Genomic DNA, 14,864 nt, shown 5'->3' on the forward strand with positions numbered 1-14,864 from the left:
CGGAAGCCCTTCCCGCCGATGAGTTCCCCCGACGACGCCACGCCCCTGGACCCTGCCGCCACCCCCTGGCTGGACACCGCCGTAGGCTATGCCCTGCGCCGCGCCCAGATGAAGATGTTCCAGCACCTAGTGGACAGCCTGGCCGAATACGACCTGCGCCCTGCCCAGTTCACCGCCCTGGTGATCCTCGAACAGGAACCAGGCCTGATGCAGGCCGACCTGGCCCGGCGCCTGGCCATCGAGCCGCCGCAACTGGTCCTGCTGCTGAACAAGCTGGAACGCCAGGGCCTAGCCGAGCGGGTGCGCGGCACCCAGGATCGCCGCGCCTACGCCCTGCACCTCACCGAGCAGGGCCGCGCCCTGGTGGGCGAACTCAAGGAACGCGCCGCTGCCAGCGACCGAGCCGCCAGCGCCCCGCTGGACGACGCCGAACGAACCGAGCTGTTGCGCCTGCTGCGCAAGCTCAATGGAGAGCTGGGCTGAAGGTTGATCGCCGGGTGTTGTGTTGGGCTTCGCTGCGCTCAGCCGCAACCTACGAAAAGCCAGCTTGCACCGATCGCCCCCTCTCCCTCGGGGAGAGGGTTGGGGTGAGGGATACTGGCAGCGTCTGGGGCAGTACCCTGTTGGGCTTCGCTGCGCTCAGCCGCAACCTACGAAAAGCTAGCTTGCACCGATCGCCCCCTCTCCATCAGGGAGAGGGTTGGGGTGAGGGAGATTGGCAGCGTCTGGGGCAGCGCCCTGTTAGGCTTCGCTGTGCTCAGCCGCAACCTACGGAAAGCTAGCTTGCACCGATCGCCCCCTCTTCCTCGGGGAGAGGGCCGGGGTGAGGGAGATCGACAGCGCCTGAGGCAGCGCCCTGTTGGGCTTCGCTGTGCTCAGCCGCAACCTACGGAAAGCCAACCTGCACCGAACGCCCCCTCTCCCTCGGGGAGAGGGCTGGGGTGAGGGGGACCCCGGTACCTATCGTCACGCCCTGATCAACAGCGGCGCCGTTCCCTGATAGCAGGCTTCCAGGCGTTCCGCGCGATGGGTCAGGACGCTGCGCTGGTTGAGCGAGCCCTTGTCGGTGATCTCGCCGCGGTCGGCGGATGGCGGCTCTTCCTGCAAGGCGATCCATTCCAGGCGGCTGGCGTTGCCCGAGGCCTCGCGATTGAGGCGCTTGAGCCAGGCGGCGAACCAGTCCCGTACCGGCGCGCTGGCCAGCACCGTGGCGGCATCGGCGGTCTCGTCCAGCCCGGCCAGTTGCCGGCAGTCCGCCAGGCGTGGAAAGACCAGCAGTCCCAGACACTCGCGATCCGGCGCCGCCACCACCACGTCCTGCACCAGCGGCGTGCCCTCCAGTACCGCGCGGTTGCGCAAGGGACCGACGCTGACGAACACCCCGGACGACAGCTTGAAGTCCTCGGCGATGCGGCCATCGAACATCAGGCCCAGTTGCGGATTGGCAGGGTCGGCGAGCTTGAGGGCATCGCCCGAGCAGTAGAACCCTTCTTCGTCGAAGCAGGCGGCGGTCTGGGTGGCATCGCGCCAGTAACCGGGCATGATGTGCGGCCCGCGGAAACGCCCTTCCAGCTTGCCGTCCACCGGCACCAGCTTGAGTTCGCACCCCGGCGCCGGCACCCCGACGTAGCCGGCCACCGACAGCGGGCCGGTGGTGAAGGTGCAACTGGGCGAGGCCTCGGTCATGCCCAGGCCGGCCATCATGCGGATGCGCTCACCGCAGTGGGCCTCGGCGATACGATCCAGGCGATCCCAGACACTTTGCGACAGCCCCGCCGCGGCAAAGAAGAACAGCCGCATGCGGGCAAAGAAGCGCTCGCGCAACTCGGCATCGCGCTCCAGGGCATTGGCCAGCTCTTCCCAGCCGCGCGGCACCGTGAGATAGGCGGTGGGTGATACCTCGCGCAGATTGCGCAGGGTTTCGCCGAAGCCCTGGGGCGTCGGCTTGCCTTCGTCGAGATAGAAGGTGCCGCCGTTGTAGAGCACGATACCCAGGTTGTGGCTGCCACCAAAGGTGTGGTTCCAGGGCAGCCAGTCCACCAGCACCGGCGGCTCCTCGCCAAACACCGGAAAGGTCTGCAACAGCATCTGCTGGTTGGCGCAGAGCATGCGCTGGGTGGTGGTCACCGCCTTGGGCAGCTTGGTGGAGCCGGAAGTGAAAAGGAACTTGGCGATGCTGTCCGGGCCGGTCGCGGCGAAGGCGCGCTCGGCCGCGGCCAATTCACCGCGAGCGAGCAGCGCCGCGAAGGCCAGGGTGATACGGCCCTGTACCTGACCGCGAACCGCGATCACCGGTACGTCGGCCGGCAGCACGGCGTCCAGCGCCTTCTGGAAGGCCGGGCCATCGCTGACGAACACCAGTCCCGGCTGCAGCAGGCCGCAGACATGGCGCAGCTTGGCGTGATCCTGGGACAGCAGTGCATAGCCGGGCGACACCGGGCAGAAGGGAATGCCGGCGTAGAGTGCCGCCATGGCCAATTGCAGGTGTTCGGGATCGTTGCCGGAGAGGATCGCCAGCGGGCGCTCGGCGGAGAGGCCGAACTCCAGCAGCGCGGCGGCCAGCTGGCGCACCCGTTGCAACATCTCGGCATAGGAGAATTCGCGCCAGGCACCGCCCGTGTCCCGGGCAGCGAAGAAGGTGCGGTTCGGTGCCACCGCGGCCCAGTGCAGCAGCCGATCCAACAGTCGCGGCGGCGGTGGCGTCAGGGCTTCCTGGGAGGCCATGTAGAGCAGTCCACCCCGCTCTTCCACGGTGACGCCGGGTTGTCCCAGGGTCACCGGGCGATAGCGCAGCGGCTGATCGGCGGGCGCGCGGGTGTGCGTGACGTGACTCACCTTGAATTCTCCTCTGGGCTGGCGCCCGAGGGCGCCTCTTATTGTTGTCGCGACAGGAGCGAGGGACGGCGGACGCTGATCAGATCGGGTAGTGGCGCGGCCCCGTCTGCAGCGTCACCCAGCGCAACTGGGTGAAGTGCTCGATGGAAGCGCGCGAGCCGAAGCTGCCGTAGCCGCTCGACTTGACGCCGCCGAAGGGCATCTGCGCCTCGTCGTGCACCGTGGGGCCGTTGATGTGGCAGATGCCGCTCTCCACCCGCTGCGCCAGCGCCAGGGCACGGGCGGTGTCGCGGCTGAAGATGGCCGACGAGAGGCCGAATTCGGAATCGTTGGCCAGGCGCAGCAGGGCCTCATCGCCCTCGGCACGGATCACCACCGCCACCGGACCGAAGGACTCCTCGGCATAGAGCTGCATCTCGGCGGTGACGCCATCCAGCAGCGTCGGCTGCAGGATGCTGCCCTCCAGCTCGCCACCGCAGACCAGGCGCGCGCCCTTGCCCACGGCGTCGTCGATCATGGCCTTGATGCGGGTGCCGGCGCTGGCGTCGATCAGGGAGCCGAGGACGGAGTCGGGTGCACTCGGATCACCGGCCTTGAGGGTGCGCACCTTGGCCGCCAGGCGCTCGACGAAGGCGTCGGCGATGCGGCTGTCCACCAGCAGGCGCTCGGTGGACATGCAGATCTGCCCCTGGTTGAAGTAGGCACCGAAGGCCGCCGCAGCGACCGCGGCATCCAGATCGGCGTCCTCCAGCACCAGCAGCGGTGCCTTGCCGCCCAGCTCCAGCACAGCCGGCTTGAGATGGCGCGCCGACAGCTCACCGACGATACGACCGACCCGGGTGGACCCGGTGAAGTTGACGCGCCGCACCGCCGGGTTGGCGATCAGCCGCTCGACGATGGCCGGGGCATCTTCCGGAGCATTGGTGACGACATTGACCACGCCGTCGCCCAGGCCGGCATCCTGCAGCACCTGGCCGATCAACCGGTGCACGCCCGGGCTTTGCTCCGAGGCCTTGAGCACCACGGTGTTGCCGCAGGCCAGCGGCATGGCCAGGGCGCGGGTGCCCAGGATCACCGGGGCGTTCCAGGGGGCGATGCCCAGCACCACGCCGCAGGGCTGGCGCAGCGCCATGGCGAAGCTGCCAGGCACATCGGAAGGAATGACCTCGCCCTGGATCTGGGTGGTCATGGCCGCCGCTTCGCGCAGCATGTTGGCCGCCAGGTGGACATTGAAGCCGTACCAGTTGGCCATGGCCCCGGTCTCTCCGGCGAGGGCGACGAATTCGCTACTGCGCGCGGCCAGACCATCGGCGGCAGCCAGCAAACGGCGACGGCGCTCGCCTGGCGGTAGCGCGGCCCAGGCGGGAAAGGCGGCCTGGGCCGCGGCCACCGCGGCGTCGGCGTCGTCCAGGGTGGCGGCGGCCACGGTGGAGACCACCGCGCCGGTCACCGGATGGCAACGCTGATAGCTGCGACCGTCGCCGGCCGGGCGGCTGGCGCCGCCGATGAGCAGGGATACCTCGACCATGACGCTACCTCTTGTTGTTGTACGGTTGGGCGGTGGCGGTTCAGCGCTTGTAGGTCTGCAGCCCAGGCTTGATGCTCTTGTCGTCGAGGAACTGCTTCATGCCCTGCTCGCGACCGCCCTCCGGATCCTGCAGCCGCGACTGGTCGAGCTTGGCATAGAGGTAGTCCTCGTTCTGCTCCCAGGTCAGTTCGCGGCAGCGCTTGAAGCCGACCTTGGCGGCACGCAGCACCACCGGATTCTTGTCCAGCAGCTCACGCGCCAGGGCGGTGGTCACCTCACGCAACTGGTCACGTGGCACGCTCTGGTTGACCAGGCCCATGGCCGCGGCCTCGGGACCGCTGAAGGTCTTGCCGGTCATCACATAGTAGAGCGCGGTGCGGTGGCCCACGGTGTCGGCCAGGGCCTTGCTCACCAGGTTGCCCGGGGGAATGCCCCAGTTGATCTCGGACAGGCCGAAGGTGGCCTCGTCGGCGGTAATGGCCAGGTCGCAGGCCACCAGCGGGCTGAAGCCGCCGCCAAAGCACCAGCCGTTGACCATGGCGATGGTCGGCTTGGCGTACATGCGCAGTAGCTTCCACTGCCACTGGGAGGCTTCGCGGCGAATCTTTTCCTGCAGGATCTCGGGGCCGGCATCGGTCTCGCGGAAGTATTCCTTGAGGTCCATGCCCGCGGTCCAGGCATCGCCGGCACCGGTCAGCACCAGCACGCCGGCGCTGGCGTCCTGCTCCAGGGTCTCCAGCACCTCGACCATCTCGCGGTTGAGGGTGGGACTCATGGCGTTGCGTTTCTCGGGACGATTGAGCGTCACCCAGGCGATACCGTCCTCGATGTCCACTTTGACCGTCTGCCAGCGTCCGTCGTAACTGCCCATGGCGTGTGCCTCTTGTTGTTGGGTGGGTATGGAGCCGAAGCTACGCCAGGGAATTAGTTAAGTCAATTAACTATTTTTGGAAAAACGATGACCTTGCCAAAAGCGGCTAGCCCAGCGCCTCGCCCTGCCGCCGACTCACCTCCGTGGCGGTATGCCGCTGCTCGGGCCGGGTCAGCAGGAGCAGCATCCCCGCCGCGACGAACACCCCGGCAAAGACCAGATACAGCCGCAGCGGTGGCCAACCCTGGTCGAGCAGCAACCCGGCCACCACCGGCGAGAGGATGGCGCCCAGGCGACCGATGCCGATGCCCCAGCCCACCCCGGTGGCCCGCACCTCGGCGGCATAGGCCAGCGCCGGCAGCGCATAGAGGCCGGCGACGCAGCCATTGGCGAACAGTCCGATCAGCAGCCCCATGGCCAGGGCACCCAGGTAGGAACTGCCCAGGTGGGCGAAGATCACCAGCAGCAGCGCGGTGGTCAGCATGAAGCCGCCCAGCGCCCGGGACAGTGGCAGGCGGGCGAACAGCAGCCCCACCAGGGCGGCGCCAAAGATGCCGCCCACGCTCAGCAGGACGCCACCGGCAACCCCCTGCTGCTCGGACAGTCCCAGGGTGGTGAGCAGCTTTGGCGTCCAGCTCATGATGAAGTAGAAGCCGAACATGGCCAGGAAGAACAGCGTCCACACCAGCAGGGTCGTGCGCCGCAAGGCAGGCGCCAGCAGCCGGCCGACAGTACCGCCCGCCGTGGAGTTTTCCAGCCGCGGCGGCAGCACGGCGAGCTCGGGCTGGCCGAGTCTCCTGGCCAGGCGATTGACCCGCACCAGGGCGCCGGCTGGCTGCCGCGTGAGCAGGAAATCCAGGGACTCGGGCAGACCGACGAGCACCAGCGGGATGGCCCCCAGGGTGAGGAGACCGCCGGCACAGAAGACCACGCGCCAGCCCCAGTGCGACAGCAGCCAGACCGCCAGAAGCCCGCCCAGGGTAGCGCCTAGGGCATAGCCCATGCCCTGCAGGCTGACTGCCAGACCTCGCCAGCGGCGCGCCGAGTATTCGCTGGCGATCACGTTGCTGCTGGCCAGCACCCCGCCCACGCCCAATCCGGTCAGGCCACGCAGCAGCGCCAGTTGCAGGGGTGAGCCGGCCAACGCCGAGAGCAGCATGCCGAGCCCCGAGAGCAGCAGGCAGACCAGGATCAGCCAGCGGCGGCCCCAGCGATCGGCCAGTGGCGCCAGCAGCAGCGAACCGGCCGCCATGCCCACCAGACCGGCGCTGAGCAGCAGCCCCACCTGGGCGCCGGAGAGCCCCCACTCGCGGGATACCGAGGCCGCGGTGAAGGCCATCACCAGCACATCGAAGCCGTCGATCATGTTGAGCAGGATGCAGACCAGCACCGCCAGGTACTGGAAACCGCGCATGGGGCTCTGGTCGATGATCTCGCGCAGGTCGGTCATAGCCCACCTCGCGCACTGAGCAGGTGACGGCGGCGACAGGTGCCGCGCCCGGGCGTGGACGGAAAGACGGCGACGGGTACTGACATGGCGAGCATCCTTGGGTTCTTGTTGTTGGAATCTCAGCCTGCTTAAGCTGGCAAATATGGATCCAATTCACAAGATGCCTCGGCCTATCCGAGTCCCACCCGTGGCGGTGTCACCAGCCGCTTCAACACTGGAAAACCCATTCAATCAAGGCCATTCGGTACCAGATTGGCTCTAAGCGACGGGTATTTACTGGGCGATTATCGAGCAGCAATCGCTCTTGGCTATCTACTAGCCGCATTGACACCCTAGATGGCCTCAATCGATTATTGGATCCAATAGACAACAACAAGAGGTCCCGATCATGTACCCGAAGAATGCCTGGTACGTCGCCTGCACCCCCGACGAAGTCCAAGACAACCCCCTGGGGCGCCAGATCTGCGGCGAACCTCTGGTCTTCTATCGCGATGCCAACGGCCAGGTGGTGGCCCTGGAAGACTTCTGCCCGCACCGTGGCGCGCCGCTGTCCCTGGGCTTCGTCCGCGACGGCACCCTGGTCTGCGGCTATCACGGCCTGGAGATGGGCTGCGGCGGCAAGACCCTGGGCATGCCAGGCCAGCGGGTCGGCGTCTTTCCCGCGGTACGCCCCTATGCCGCCGTGGAGCGGCACGGCTTCATCTGGGTCTGGCCAGGTGACCAGGCCAAGGCCGATCCGGCCCTGATTCCCTATCTGGAATGGGCCGAAAGCCCCGATTGGGCCTATGGCGGCGGTCTCTACCATATCCAGTGCGACTACCGGCTGATGATCGACAACCTCATGGATCTCACCCACGAGACCTACGTCCATGCCTCCAGCATCGGCCAGAAGGAGATCGACGAGGCGCCGCCGGCCACCCGCGTCGAAGGCGACGAGGTCATCACCAGCCGGCACATGGAAAACATCTCCGCCCCACCCTTCTGGCGCATGGCGCTACGTGGCAATGGCCTGGCCGATGACGTCCCAGTGGATCGCTGGCAGATCTGCCGCTTCACTCCGCCCAGCCACGTGATGATCGAGGTGGGCGTGGCCCATGCCGGCCATGGTGGCTACGACGCGCCGGCGACGGTCAAGGCCGCCAGCGTGGTGGTGGACTTCATCACTCCCGAGACCGAGACCTCCATCTGGTACTTCTGGGGCATGGCACGCAACTTCAAGGCGGAGGACGCCGAGCTCACCGCCAGCATCCGCGAGGGCCAGGGCAAGATCTTCGGCGAAGACCTGGAGATGCTCGAACGCCAGCAGCAGAACCTCTTGCGCTATCCCGAGCGCGGGCTGCTCAAGCTCAATATCGATGCCGGCGGCGTGCAGTCGCGGCAGATCATCGACCGCCTGCTGGCCGCCGAACAGGCCGCCACCGGCATCCCGGTCCGGCAGATCGCCTAGGAGACAGTCATGCTCGATCTGATCGTCACCGCCGTGCAACGTGAAGCCCCGACCATCCTGGTCTTCGACCTGGCCCGCGCCGACGGCGGCCCGCTGCCCGGCTTCGCCGCCGGCGCTCACCTGGAGATCACCCTGGGCGACGGACTGGTCCGCCACTATTCGCTCTGCACCGCACCCGAGCCCGCCCCGACCCGCTATCGCATCGCCGTGCTGCTCGTCGCCGATTCCCGCGGCGGCTCCCAAGCCATGCATCGGCTGCAGGTAGGTGATCGCCTGCAGGTGAGCGAGCCGCGCAACCTCTTCGCACTGGTACCGAGTGCCCGCCGCACCCAGCTGCTGGCCGGCGGAATCGGCATCACCCCGATCCTGGCCATGGCCGAGCAGCTCTATCAGCAGGGTGCACGTTTCAGCCTGCGCTACCTGGTGCGGGATCGCGACCACGCCGCCTTCATCCCCTGGCTCAAGGCGCGGCCCTATGCCGACCAGGTCAGGGTCCACTTCGACCAGCACGATCCGGCGCTGAGACCCAACTTCCAGCACCTGCTCGGCCCGGCGGCGCCGGACGACCACCTCTATGTCTGCGGACCGGCCGGCTTCATGGCCGCCGTGGTGGACGCCGCCCAGGCCCAGGGTTGGCAACCCGGCCAGATTCATCGCGAATACTTCGCCGCCGATCCCGCGGCCCAGGGCGAGCAACGCCCTTTCGAGGTGGAACTGGCGCGCAGCGGTCGCCGCGTGCAGGTACCGGCCGAGCGCAGCGTGGTCGAGGTGCTTGCCGACCTCGGGATCGTCCTGCCGGTCTCTTGCGGCCAGGGGCTCTGCGGCACCTGCCTGACCCCGGTGCTGGCCGGCGAACCCGAGCACCGCGACCTCTTTCTTTCCGAAGCCGAGCACGCCGCCAACGACCGCTTCACCCCCTGCTGCTCCCGCGCCAAGGGCGAGCGCCTGGTACTGGACCTCTGATGACCCGAGCCCGCCCTACCTCCCCCTCTCCCCTTGGGAGAGGGCCGGGGTGAGGGCCCGCCCTACACCAGCACCTTCATCGCCCCCGCCTCGCCCTCTTCCCCACCGAACCACCGCGCATAGCCCAGGGTCGCCTGGGCATGCTCGCGCATGATGCCCTCGGCACGCGCCCCCTGGCCGCGCACCAGGGCATCGAAGACCGCATGGTGCTGCAGATGGGCGAAGTTGAAGCGGCGGTATTCGCGCTCGAGATCCTCGGCATCCACCGCCAGGGCGCTTACCGAGGCGAAGGGCAGATGCTCGTGGCGGCCCAGGGCCAAGCCGATGGCCGGATTGCCGCTGGCCGCGACGATGGCCTGGTGAAAGGCCCGGTTGAGATCGTGGTACTCCTCCAGATCCTCCAGCAGCACGTGACCCTTGGCGAACAGCAGATCGCCTCGGCGCAGGCAGTCTTCCAGCCTGGCGCGCGTCGTAGCGTCCAGGCCGCGCTCGGCCGCCTGGCGCGCAGCCAGGCCTTCCAGCACCCCGCGCACCTCCACCGCGCCCTCCAGATCGGCACCGGTCAGCGCCCGCACCTGATAGCCGCGGGCACCGCTGCGCTCCAGCAGGCCTTCCTCGGCCAGGGTACGCAAGGCCAGGCGCACCGGCATGCGCGACACGGCGAAGCGCTCGGCGGTGGGAATCTCTGCCAGGCGTTCACCCGCGCCCAGTTCGCCGGACAGGATCATCTGCCGCAGCGCCGCCAGTACCCGCTGTCCCGGCTTGCTCATGGCTGTCCCTCTCCTTCATTGATCTCGGCCAGCAGCCACTGCCGAATGGCCTGCAGCGACGGCAGTCCCTCGTTGCGTGGCGGATAGACCAGGTAATAGCTGCGGCGACTGACCAGCGCCGGTCCGCAGGCCAGCAACTCGCCTTGGGCCAGTTCGTCTTCCACCAGCACCCGCGGCACCAGGCCGATGCCGATGCCGGCGCGCACCGCCTGGATCAGGTGCGAGGTCAGCTCGAAACTCGGCCCCGGTCGCATCGCCCGATGCGGCAGCTCGTGATGCCGGAACCACTCGCCCCAGGCCTGGGGATTGTTGGCTACGCCGAGCAGCAGCTGGCCGGCCAGGGTGGCCGGCGTGGCGTCCGGCAATTCCGCCAGGGTCGCCGGGCTGGCGATCACCACCAGGTGCTCGGCTTGCAGCGGATGGGCACAGAGCCCCGGCCAGTCGCCGCTGCCGACGCTGATGGCGGCATCGATCTCGCTGGCAGCGAAGTCCACCGTCTGGATGCGCGAATGCAGGTGCACCAGCATGCCGGGGTGGGCGGCATAGAAGTCGCCCAGACGCGGCAGGAGCCACTTGGAACCAAAGGTCGGCAGCACCGCCAGGCGTAGGGTGCCCTGGCCGGAGGCGAAGGCCATGGCCTGCAGGGTCGCGCTGCGGATCTGCCCGAGGGCCAGGCCCAGCTCGCGACTGTAGGCTCGGCCTACATCGGTGAGCACGATCTGCCGCCCCTCGCGGCGAAACAGCGTCAATCCCAGCAACTGCTCCAGGGCCTGCACCTGGCGGCCGACGGCGCTCTGGGTCAGCGACAGCTCCTCGGCCGCCCGGGTATAGCTCTCATGGCGCGCCGCCGCCTCGAAGGCCAGCAGCAGTGACATGGAGGGCGTCAGGCGACGGTGATTCATTCAGGATCTTCCGGCATAGGCGGCGGAATCTTCGGTTGTGGCCCCGGCGCGCTGTGGTGAGAATGCCTACTATAGCCAGAAAAGGTCGATGCCATTCCTTCGTTCGCTGAAGGAGACGGCCATCCGCCGCCAGAGAGCCCGCCTGATGAACATGATCGCCCGCCTGCCGGCCCCGGCGCCCCTCGCCGCCGCCTACACCGACTTCCTCAGCGCCCTCGCCGCCAGCGGCTTCCAGGGTGAGATCGCACCGGACCATGCCAGCCGTACGGTCATGGCCACCGACAACTCCATCTACCAGCGCCTGCCCCAGGCCGCGGTCTTTCCCAAGGACAGCGCCGACGTCCAGCGCTTGGCCCAACTGATGGGCGAGTCGCGCTTCCAGGGCGTGGTCCTCACCCCGCGCGGCGGCGGCACCGGCACCAATGGCCAGTCGCTCACCGACGGTATCGTGGTCGACCTTTCCCGCCACCTGAACCGGATCCTGGAGATCAACGCCGCAGAGGGCTGGGTACGGGTACAGGCCGGGGTGGTCAAGGACCAGCTCAACGCGGCGCTCAGGCCCCACGGGCTGTTCTTCGCCCCGGAGCTGTCCACCTCCAACCGCGCCACCCTCGGCGGCATGATCAACACCGATGCCAGCGGCCAGGGCAGCGTGACCTACGGCAAGACCCGTAACCACGTACTGGAACTGGACGCCTACCTGATCGGTGGGGAACGCCTGCAGAGTCGCCCGGTGGACAGCGCCGAGCTGGACGCCCTTTGCGCCCGCCAGGACCGCACCGGCGCGGTTTACCGCTGCGCGCGGGACATCGCCGAGAATCAAGCCGAACTGATCGAGGCGCGCTTTCCCAAGCTCAACCGCTGCCTGACCGGCTATGACCTGGCGCACCTGGTCGAGCCGGATGGCCGGTTCAACCTCAACAGCGTGCTCTGCGGCGCCGAAGGCTCCCTGGCCTTCATCGCCGAAGCCAAGCTCAATGTCCTGCCGATTCCCAAGTACTCGGTGCTGGTCAACGTCCGCTATGGCAGCTTCATGGACGCCCTGCGCGACGCCCGCGCCTTGATCGAACTCAAGCCGCTGTCCATCGAGACGGTGGATTCCAAGGTACTGCTGCTGGCCATGCAGGACATCGTTTGGCACAGCGTGGCGGAATACTTTCCCGAGGATGTGGAGCGCCCCACCCTGGGCATCAACCTGGTGGAATTCAGCGGCGATGATCCCGAGGCAGTGGACACCCGCGTCCAGGGCTTTCTGGAGCACCTGCGCCAGGACCCCACTGTCGAGCGCCTCGGTCACACCCTAGCCATCGGCCGCAATGCCGTGACCCGCGTCTACACCATGCGCAAGCGCGCCGTGGGGCTCCTGGGCAATGTCCAGGGTGAGATCCGCCCGCAGCCCTTCGTCGAGGACACCGCGGTGCCGCCGGAGCGCCTGGCCGACTTCATCGCCGAATTTCGCGCCCTGCTCGACGGCCACAACCTGCAATACGGCATGTTCGGCCACGTCGACGCCGGGGTGCTGCACGTGCGCCCGGCGCTGGACCTCAAGGATCCGCGCCAGGCGGCGCTGGTGCGGCCGATCTCCGATCAGGTGGCCGCACTGACGCAGAAATACGGCGGACTGCTCTGGGGCGAACACGGCAAGGGCGTGCGCTCGGAATATGCGCCAGCGTTCTTTGGCGACCTCTATCCCGCGCTGCAGGCGCTCAAGGGTGCCTTCGATCCGCACAACCAGCTCAATCCGGGCAAGATCGCTACGCCCCTCGCCAGTGGCGCCGAGCTGCTCAAGGTCGATGGCGTGACCCTCAGGGGCGAACTGGACCGCACCCTCGACGAGCGCGTCTGGCAGAGCTACGGCACCGCCATGCACTGCAATGGCAACGGCGCCTGCTACAACTACGATCCCGACGACGCCATGTGCCCGTCCTGGAAGGCTACCCGCCAGCGCATTCACTCGCCGAAAGGCCGTGCCTCCCTGATCCGCGAATGGCTGCGCCTGCAAGGCCAGGCCGGCATCGATGTCCTGGCTCCGGCCCCGCGTGGCGCCCTGAACTGGCTCAAGGCTCTGCCCCAGCGCTGGCGCAACGGCCGCCAGGCCGAGGCAGATTTCTCCCACGAGGTCTACGACGCCATGGCCGGCTGCCTGGCCTGCAAGTCCTGCGCAGGCCAGTGCCCGATCAAGGTCAATGTGCCGGAATTCCGTTCGCGCTTTCTGGAACTCTATCACCGTCGCTACCTGCGCCCTCTGCGCGACTACCTGATCGGTTCGCTGGAATTCAGCCTGCCGGCGTTCGCCCGCGCCCCCGGTCTCTACAACGCCGTCATGGGCGCCACACCCATCCAGCGGCTGTTCGCCGAGCGCATCGGCATGGTCGACAGCCCCCTGCTCAGCCGTTTCGACCTGGTGCCGGTCATGCATCGATGGCAGGTACAGATCGCCACCCCCGAGCGGCTGCTGGCCCTGAGCGAGGAAGAACGCGCCAGGACCATCGTGCTGGTGCAGGACGCCTTCACCCGCTACTTCGAGACGCCGCTCACCGCAGCCTTTCTCGAACTGGCCGCGCGGCTCGGCCAGCGAGTGTTCCTCGCGCCCTATCGCGCCAACGGCAAGCCGCTGCAGGTGCAGGGCTTCCTCGGCGCCTTCGAGCGCACGGCGCGACGCAACGCGGCAGGACTCGCCAGCCTGGCTGGCTTCGGCGTCAGGCTGGTGGGCCTGGATCCAGCCATGACCCTGGTCTATCGCCAGGAATACCCCAAGGTCCCCGGCATCGCCCGGATGCCCGAGGTGCTGCTGCCCCAGGAGTGGCTGCTGCAGGTGCTGCCGAAAGAGAAGCAGGTGGTCGGTGACAAGGTCTATCGCCTGCTCGGCCATTGCACCGAAAAGACCAATGCCCCGGCGAGCGTCAGCCAGTGGCAGCAGGTGTTCGAACGCCTGGGTCTGGGCCTCAAGCCGGAAAGCACCGGCTGCTGCGGGATGTCCGGCACCTACGGCCACGAGGCGCGCAACCTGGCGACCTCCAAGGTGATCTACGACCAGTCCTGGGCCCGCGCCCTGGCGGTACCGGCGGAACAGGGCGAAGCCCTGGCCACCGGCTACTCCTGCCGCAGCCAGGTCAAGCGCCTCGACGACCGCCGCCTGCGTCATCCGTTGGAAGCGGTACTGGATGCGGTAAGGGGCTGACCGCCTTGTTGGGCTTCGCTGCGCTCAACCCAACCTACACGGACGCCCCCTGTCGTAGGTTGGGTGGAGACAGCTCCATCGTCGAAGCCCAACAACCGAAGCTCGGCCCGGGGCAGTGTTGGGCTTCGCTGCGCTCAGCCCAACCTACAAGGACGCACTCCTGCCGTAGGTTGGGCTGAGACAGCTTCATCGTCGAAGCCCAACAGCCGGCGCCCGACCTTGGGCAATGTTGGGCTTCGCTGCGCTCAGCCCAACCTACAAGGACGCACTCCTGCCATAGGTTGGGATGAGACAGCTCCATCGTCGAAGCCCAACAGCCGAAGCTCGGCCCGGGGCAGTGTTGGGCTTCGCTGTGCTCAACCCAACCTACAAGGACGCACTCCTGCCGTAGGTTGGGCTGAGACAGCTCCATCGTCGAAGCCCAACAGCCGGAGTTCAGCCCTGGGCAGTGTTGGGCTTCGCTGCGCTCAGCCCAACCTACAAGGGCGACCCCTTTCGTAGGTTGGGCTGAGACGGCTTCATCATCGAAGCCCAACAACAGCCGCAGGGTGGAAAACCGCACGGCGTTTTACACGCATCTACACACACGCTCGACCCGCCTGCTGGCAGATCGCTCGACCGGAGCGCTAGGAAAGGAAGGAAGACACCAGAGGACACGACCAGAAAAAATCGCGCCCAAACGAAAAAGCGGCCACTAGGGCCGCTCTTCGATGGCTGCTGGCGTTCAGGACCAGACAACCTTTAAATGGCGCAGCGGACGGGACTCGAACCCGCGACCCCCGGCGTGACAGGCCGGTATTCTAACCGACTGAACTACCGCTGCGCATTACCTCGAGTGGTGGGTGATGACGGGATCGAACCGCCGACCCTCTGCTTGTAAGGCAGATGCTCTCCCAGCTGAGCTAATCACCCGTTTG

10 protein-coding genes and 2 tRNA genes are annotated in these 14,864 nt (G+C 67.5%); 4 read left to right on the forward strand and 8 right to left on the reverse strand.

What is annotated here, in order from left to right; translation table 11 throughout:
* Positions 1-18: 18 nt before the first annotated feature.
* The gene (locus BMZ43_RS02315; RefSeq protein WP_017641863.1) at positions 19-483 is read left to right on the forward strand and encodes a MarR family winged helix-turn-helix transcriptional regulator; all 465 of its coding nucleotides are present in this window, start codon (positions 19-21) and stop codon (positions 481-483) included.
* Between the two features lie 483 nt (positions 484-966).
* On the opposite strand, the gene BMZ43_RS02320 is transcribed toward BMZ43_RS02315, so the two are convergent.
* From BMZ43_RS02320 to BMZ43_RS02335, 4 genes are all read right to left on the reverse strand, one after another.
* Positions 967-2,835, reverse strand: coding sequence for a feruloyl-CoA synthase (locus BMZ43_RS02320; RefSeq protein WP_064307985.1), 1,869 nt, complete (start codon positions 2,833-2,835; stop codon positions 967-969).
* 79 nt (positions 2,836-2,914) lie between these two features.
* Positions 2,915-4,363, reverse strand: a complete 1,449-nt coding sequence (locus tag BMZ43_RS02325; RefSeq protein ID WP_064307984.1) for an aldehyde dehydrogenase — start codon at positions 4,361-4,363, stop codon at positions 2,915-2,917.
* Between the two features lie 40 nt (positions 4,364-4,403).
* The gene (locus BMZ43_RS02330; protein WP_058792502.1) at positions 4,404-5,234 is read right to left on the reverse strand and encodes a p-hydroxycinnamoyl CoA hydratase/lyase; all 831 of its coding nucleotides are present in this window, start codon (positions 5,232-5,234) and stop codon (positions 4,404-4,406) included.
* A 106-nt stretch (positions 5,235-5,340) separates the two neighbouring features.
* On the reverse strand, positions 5,341-6,684 hold the full coding sequence (locus BMZ43_RS02335; protein WP_093249503.1) for an MFS transporter: 1,344 nt from the start codon (positions 6,682-6,684) through the stop codon (positions 5,341-5,343).
* A 388-nt stretch (positions 6,685-7,072) separates the two neighbouring features.
* Here BMZ43_RS02335 and BMZ43_RS02340 point away from each other — a divergent pair, with 388 nt between their 5' ends.
* Together BMZ43_RS02340 and BMZ43_RS02345 are read left to right on the forward strand one after the other, a co-directional pair.
* Positions 7,073-8,131 carry an aromatic ring-hydroxylating dioxygenase subunit alpha gene (locus BMZ43_RS02340; protein WP_093249508.1) on the forward strand — a complete coding sequence of 353 codons (1,059 nt, stop codon included), beginning with the start codon at positions 7,073-7,075 and terminating at the stop codon, positions 8,129-8,131.
* Positions 8,132-8,140: 9 nt separating this feature from the next.
* Entirely contained in the window at positions 8,141-9,094 is a 954-nt protein-coding gene (locus BMZ43_RS02345; RefSeq protein ID WP_093249513.1) for a PDR/VanB family oxidoreductase, read from the forward strand.
* Between the two features lie 62 nt (positions 9,095-9,156).
* On the opposite strand, the gene BMZ43_RS02350 is transcribed toward BMZ43_RS02345, so the two are convergent.
* Together BMZ43_RS02350 and BMZ43_RS02355 are read right to left on the reverse strand one after the other, a co-directional pair.
* On the reverse strand, positions 9,157-9,864 hold the full coding sequence (locus tag BMZ43_RS02350) for a GntR family transcriptional regulator (protein ID WP_093249516.1): 708 nt from the start codon (positions 9,862-9,864) through the stop codon (positions 9,157-9,159).
* Positions 9,861-10,766, reverse strand: coding sequence for a LysR substrate-binding domain-containing protein (locus BMZ43_RS02355; RefSeq protein WP_093249518.1), 906 nt, complete (start codon positions 10,764-10,766; stop codon positions 9,861-9,863). Before BMZ43_RS02355 ends, BMZ43_RS02350 begins: the two co-directional genes overlap by 4 nt.
* Before the next feature lie 151 nt (positions 10,767-10,917).
* Between BMZ43_RS02355 and BMZ43_RS02360 the strand changes: the two genes are divergently transcribed.
* Entirely contained in the window at positions 10,918-13,947 is a 3,030-nt protein-coding gene (locus tag BMZ43_RS02360; protein WP_093250954.1) for a D-2-hydroxyglutarate dehydrogenase YdiJ, read from the forward strand.
* Positions 13,948-14,693: 746 nt separating this feature from the next.
* On the opposite strand, the gene BMZ43_RS02365 is transcribed toward BMZ43_RS02360, so the two are convergent.
* Together BMZ43_RS02365 and BMZ43_RS02370 are read right to left on the reverse strand one after the other, a co-directional pair.
* A tRNA-Asp gene (locus tag BMZ43_RS02365) sits at positions 14,694-14,770 on the reverse strand.
* Positions 14,771-14,783: 13 nt separating this feature from the next.
* Positions 14,784-14,859: transfer RNA gene (locus tag BMZ43_RS02370), tRNA-Val, on the reverse strand.
* Positions 14,860-14,864 lie beyond the last annotated feature (5 nt).

The sequence above is a fragment of the Pseudomonas sp. Snoq117.2 genome, assembly GCF_900110545.1.
In the GTDB taxonomy this organism is placed as follows: Bacteria; Pseudomonadota; Gammaproteobacteria; order Pseudomonadales; family Pseudomonadaceae; genus Chryseomonas; species Chryseomonas benzopyrenica.

Excerpts from the sequence above, each read along its gene's own strand:
- BMZ43_RS02315 (WP_017641863.1), top strand. The coding sequence starts at position 19 with ATGAGTTCCCCCGACGACGCCACGCCCCTGGACCCTGCCGCCACCCCC.
- BMZ43_RS02325 (WP_064307984.1), bottom strand. The coding sequence starts at position 4,363 with ATGGTCGAGGTATCCCTGCTCATCGGCGGCGCCAGCCGCCCGGCCGGC.
- BMZ43_RS02330 (WP_058792502.1), bottom strand. The coding sequence starts at position 5,234 with ATGGGCAGTTACGACGGACGCTGGCAGACGGTCAAAGTGGACATCGAG.
- BMZ43_RS02335 (WP_093249503.1), bottom strand. The coding sequence starts at position 6,684 with ATGACCGACCTGCGCGAGATCATCGACCAGAGCCCCATGCGCGGTTTC.
- BMZ43_RS02340 (WP_093249508.1), top strand. The coding sequence starts at position 7,073 with ATGTACCCGAAGAATGCCTGGTACGTCGCCTGCACCCCCGACGAAGTC.
- BMZ43_RS02345 (WP_093249513.1), top strand. The coding sequence starts at position 8,141 with ATGCTCGATCTGATCGTCACCGCCGTGCAACGTGAAGCCCCGACCATC.
- BMZ43_RS02350 (WP_093249516.1), bottom strand. The coding sequence starts at position 9,864 with ATGAGCAAGCCGGGACAGCGGGTACTGGCGGCGCTGCGGCAGATGATC.
- BMZ43_RS02355 (WP_093249518.1), bottom strand. The coding sequence starts at position 10,766 with ATGAATCACCGTCGCCTGACGCCCTCCATGTCACTGCTGCTGGCCTTC.
- BMZ43_RS02360 (WP_093250954.1), top strand. The coding sequence starts at position 10,918 with ATGATCGCCCGCCTGCCGGCCCCGGCGCCCCTCGCCGCCGCCTACACC.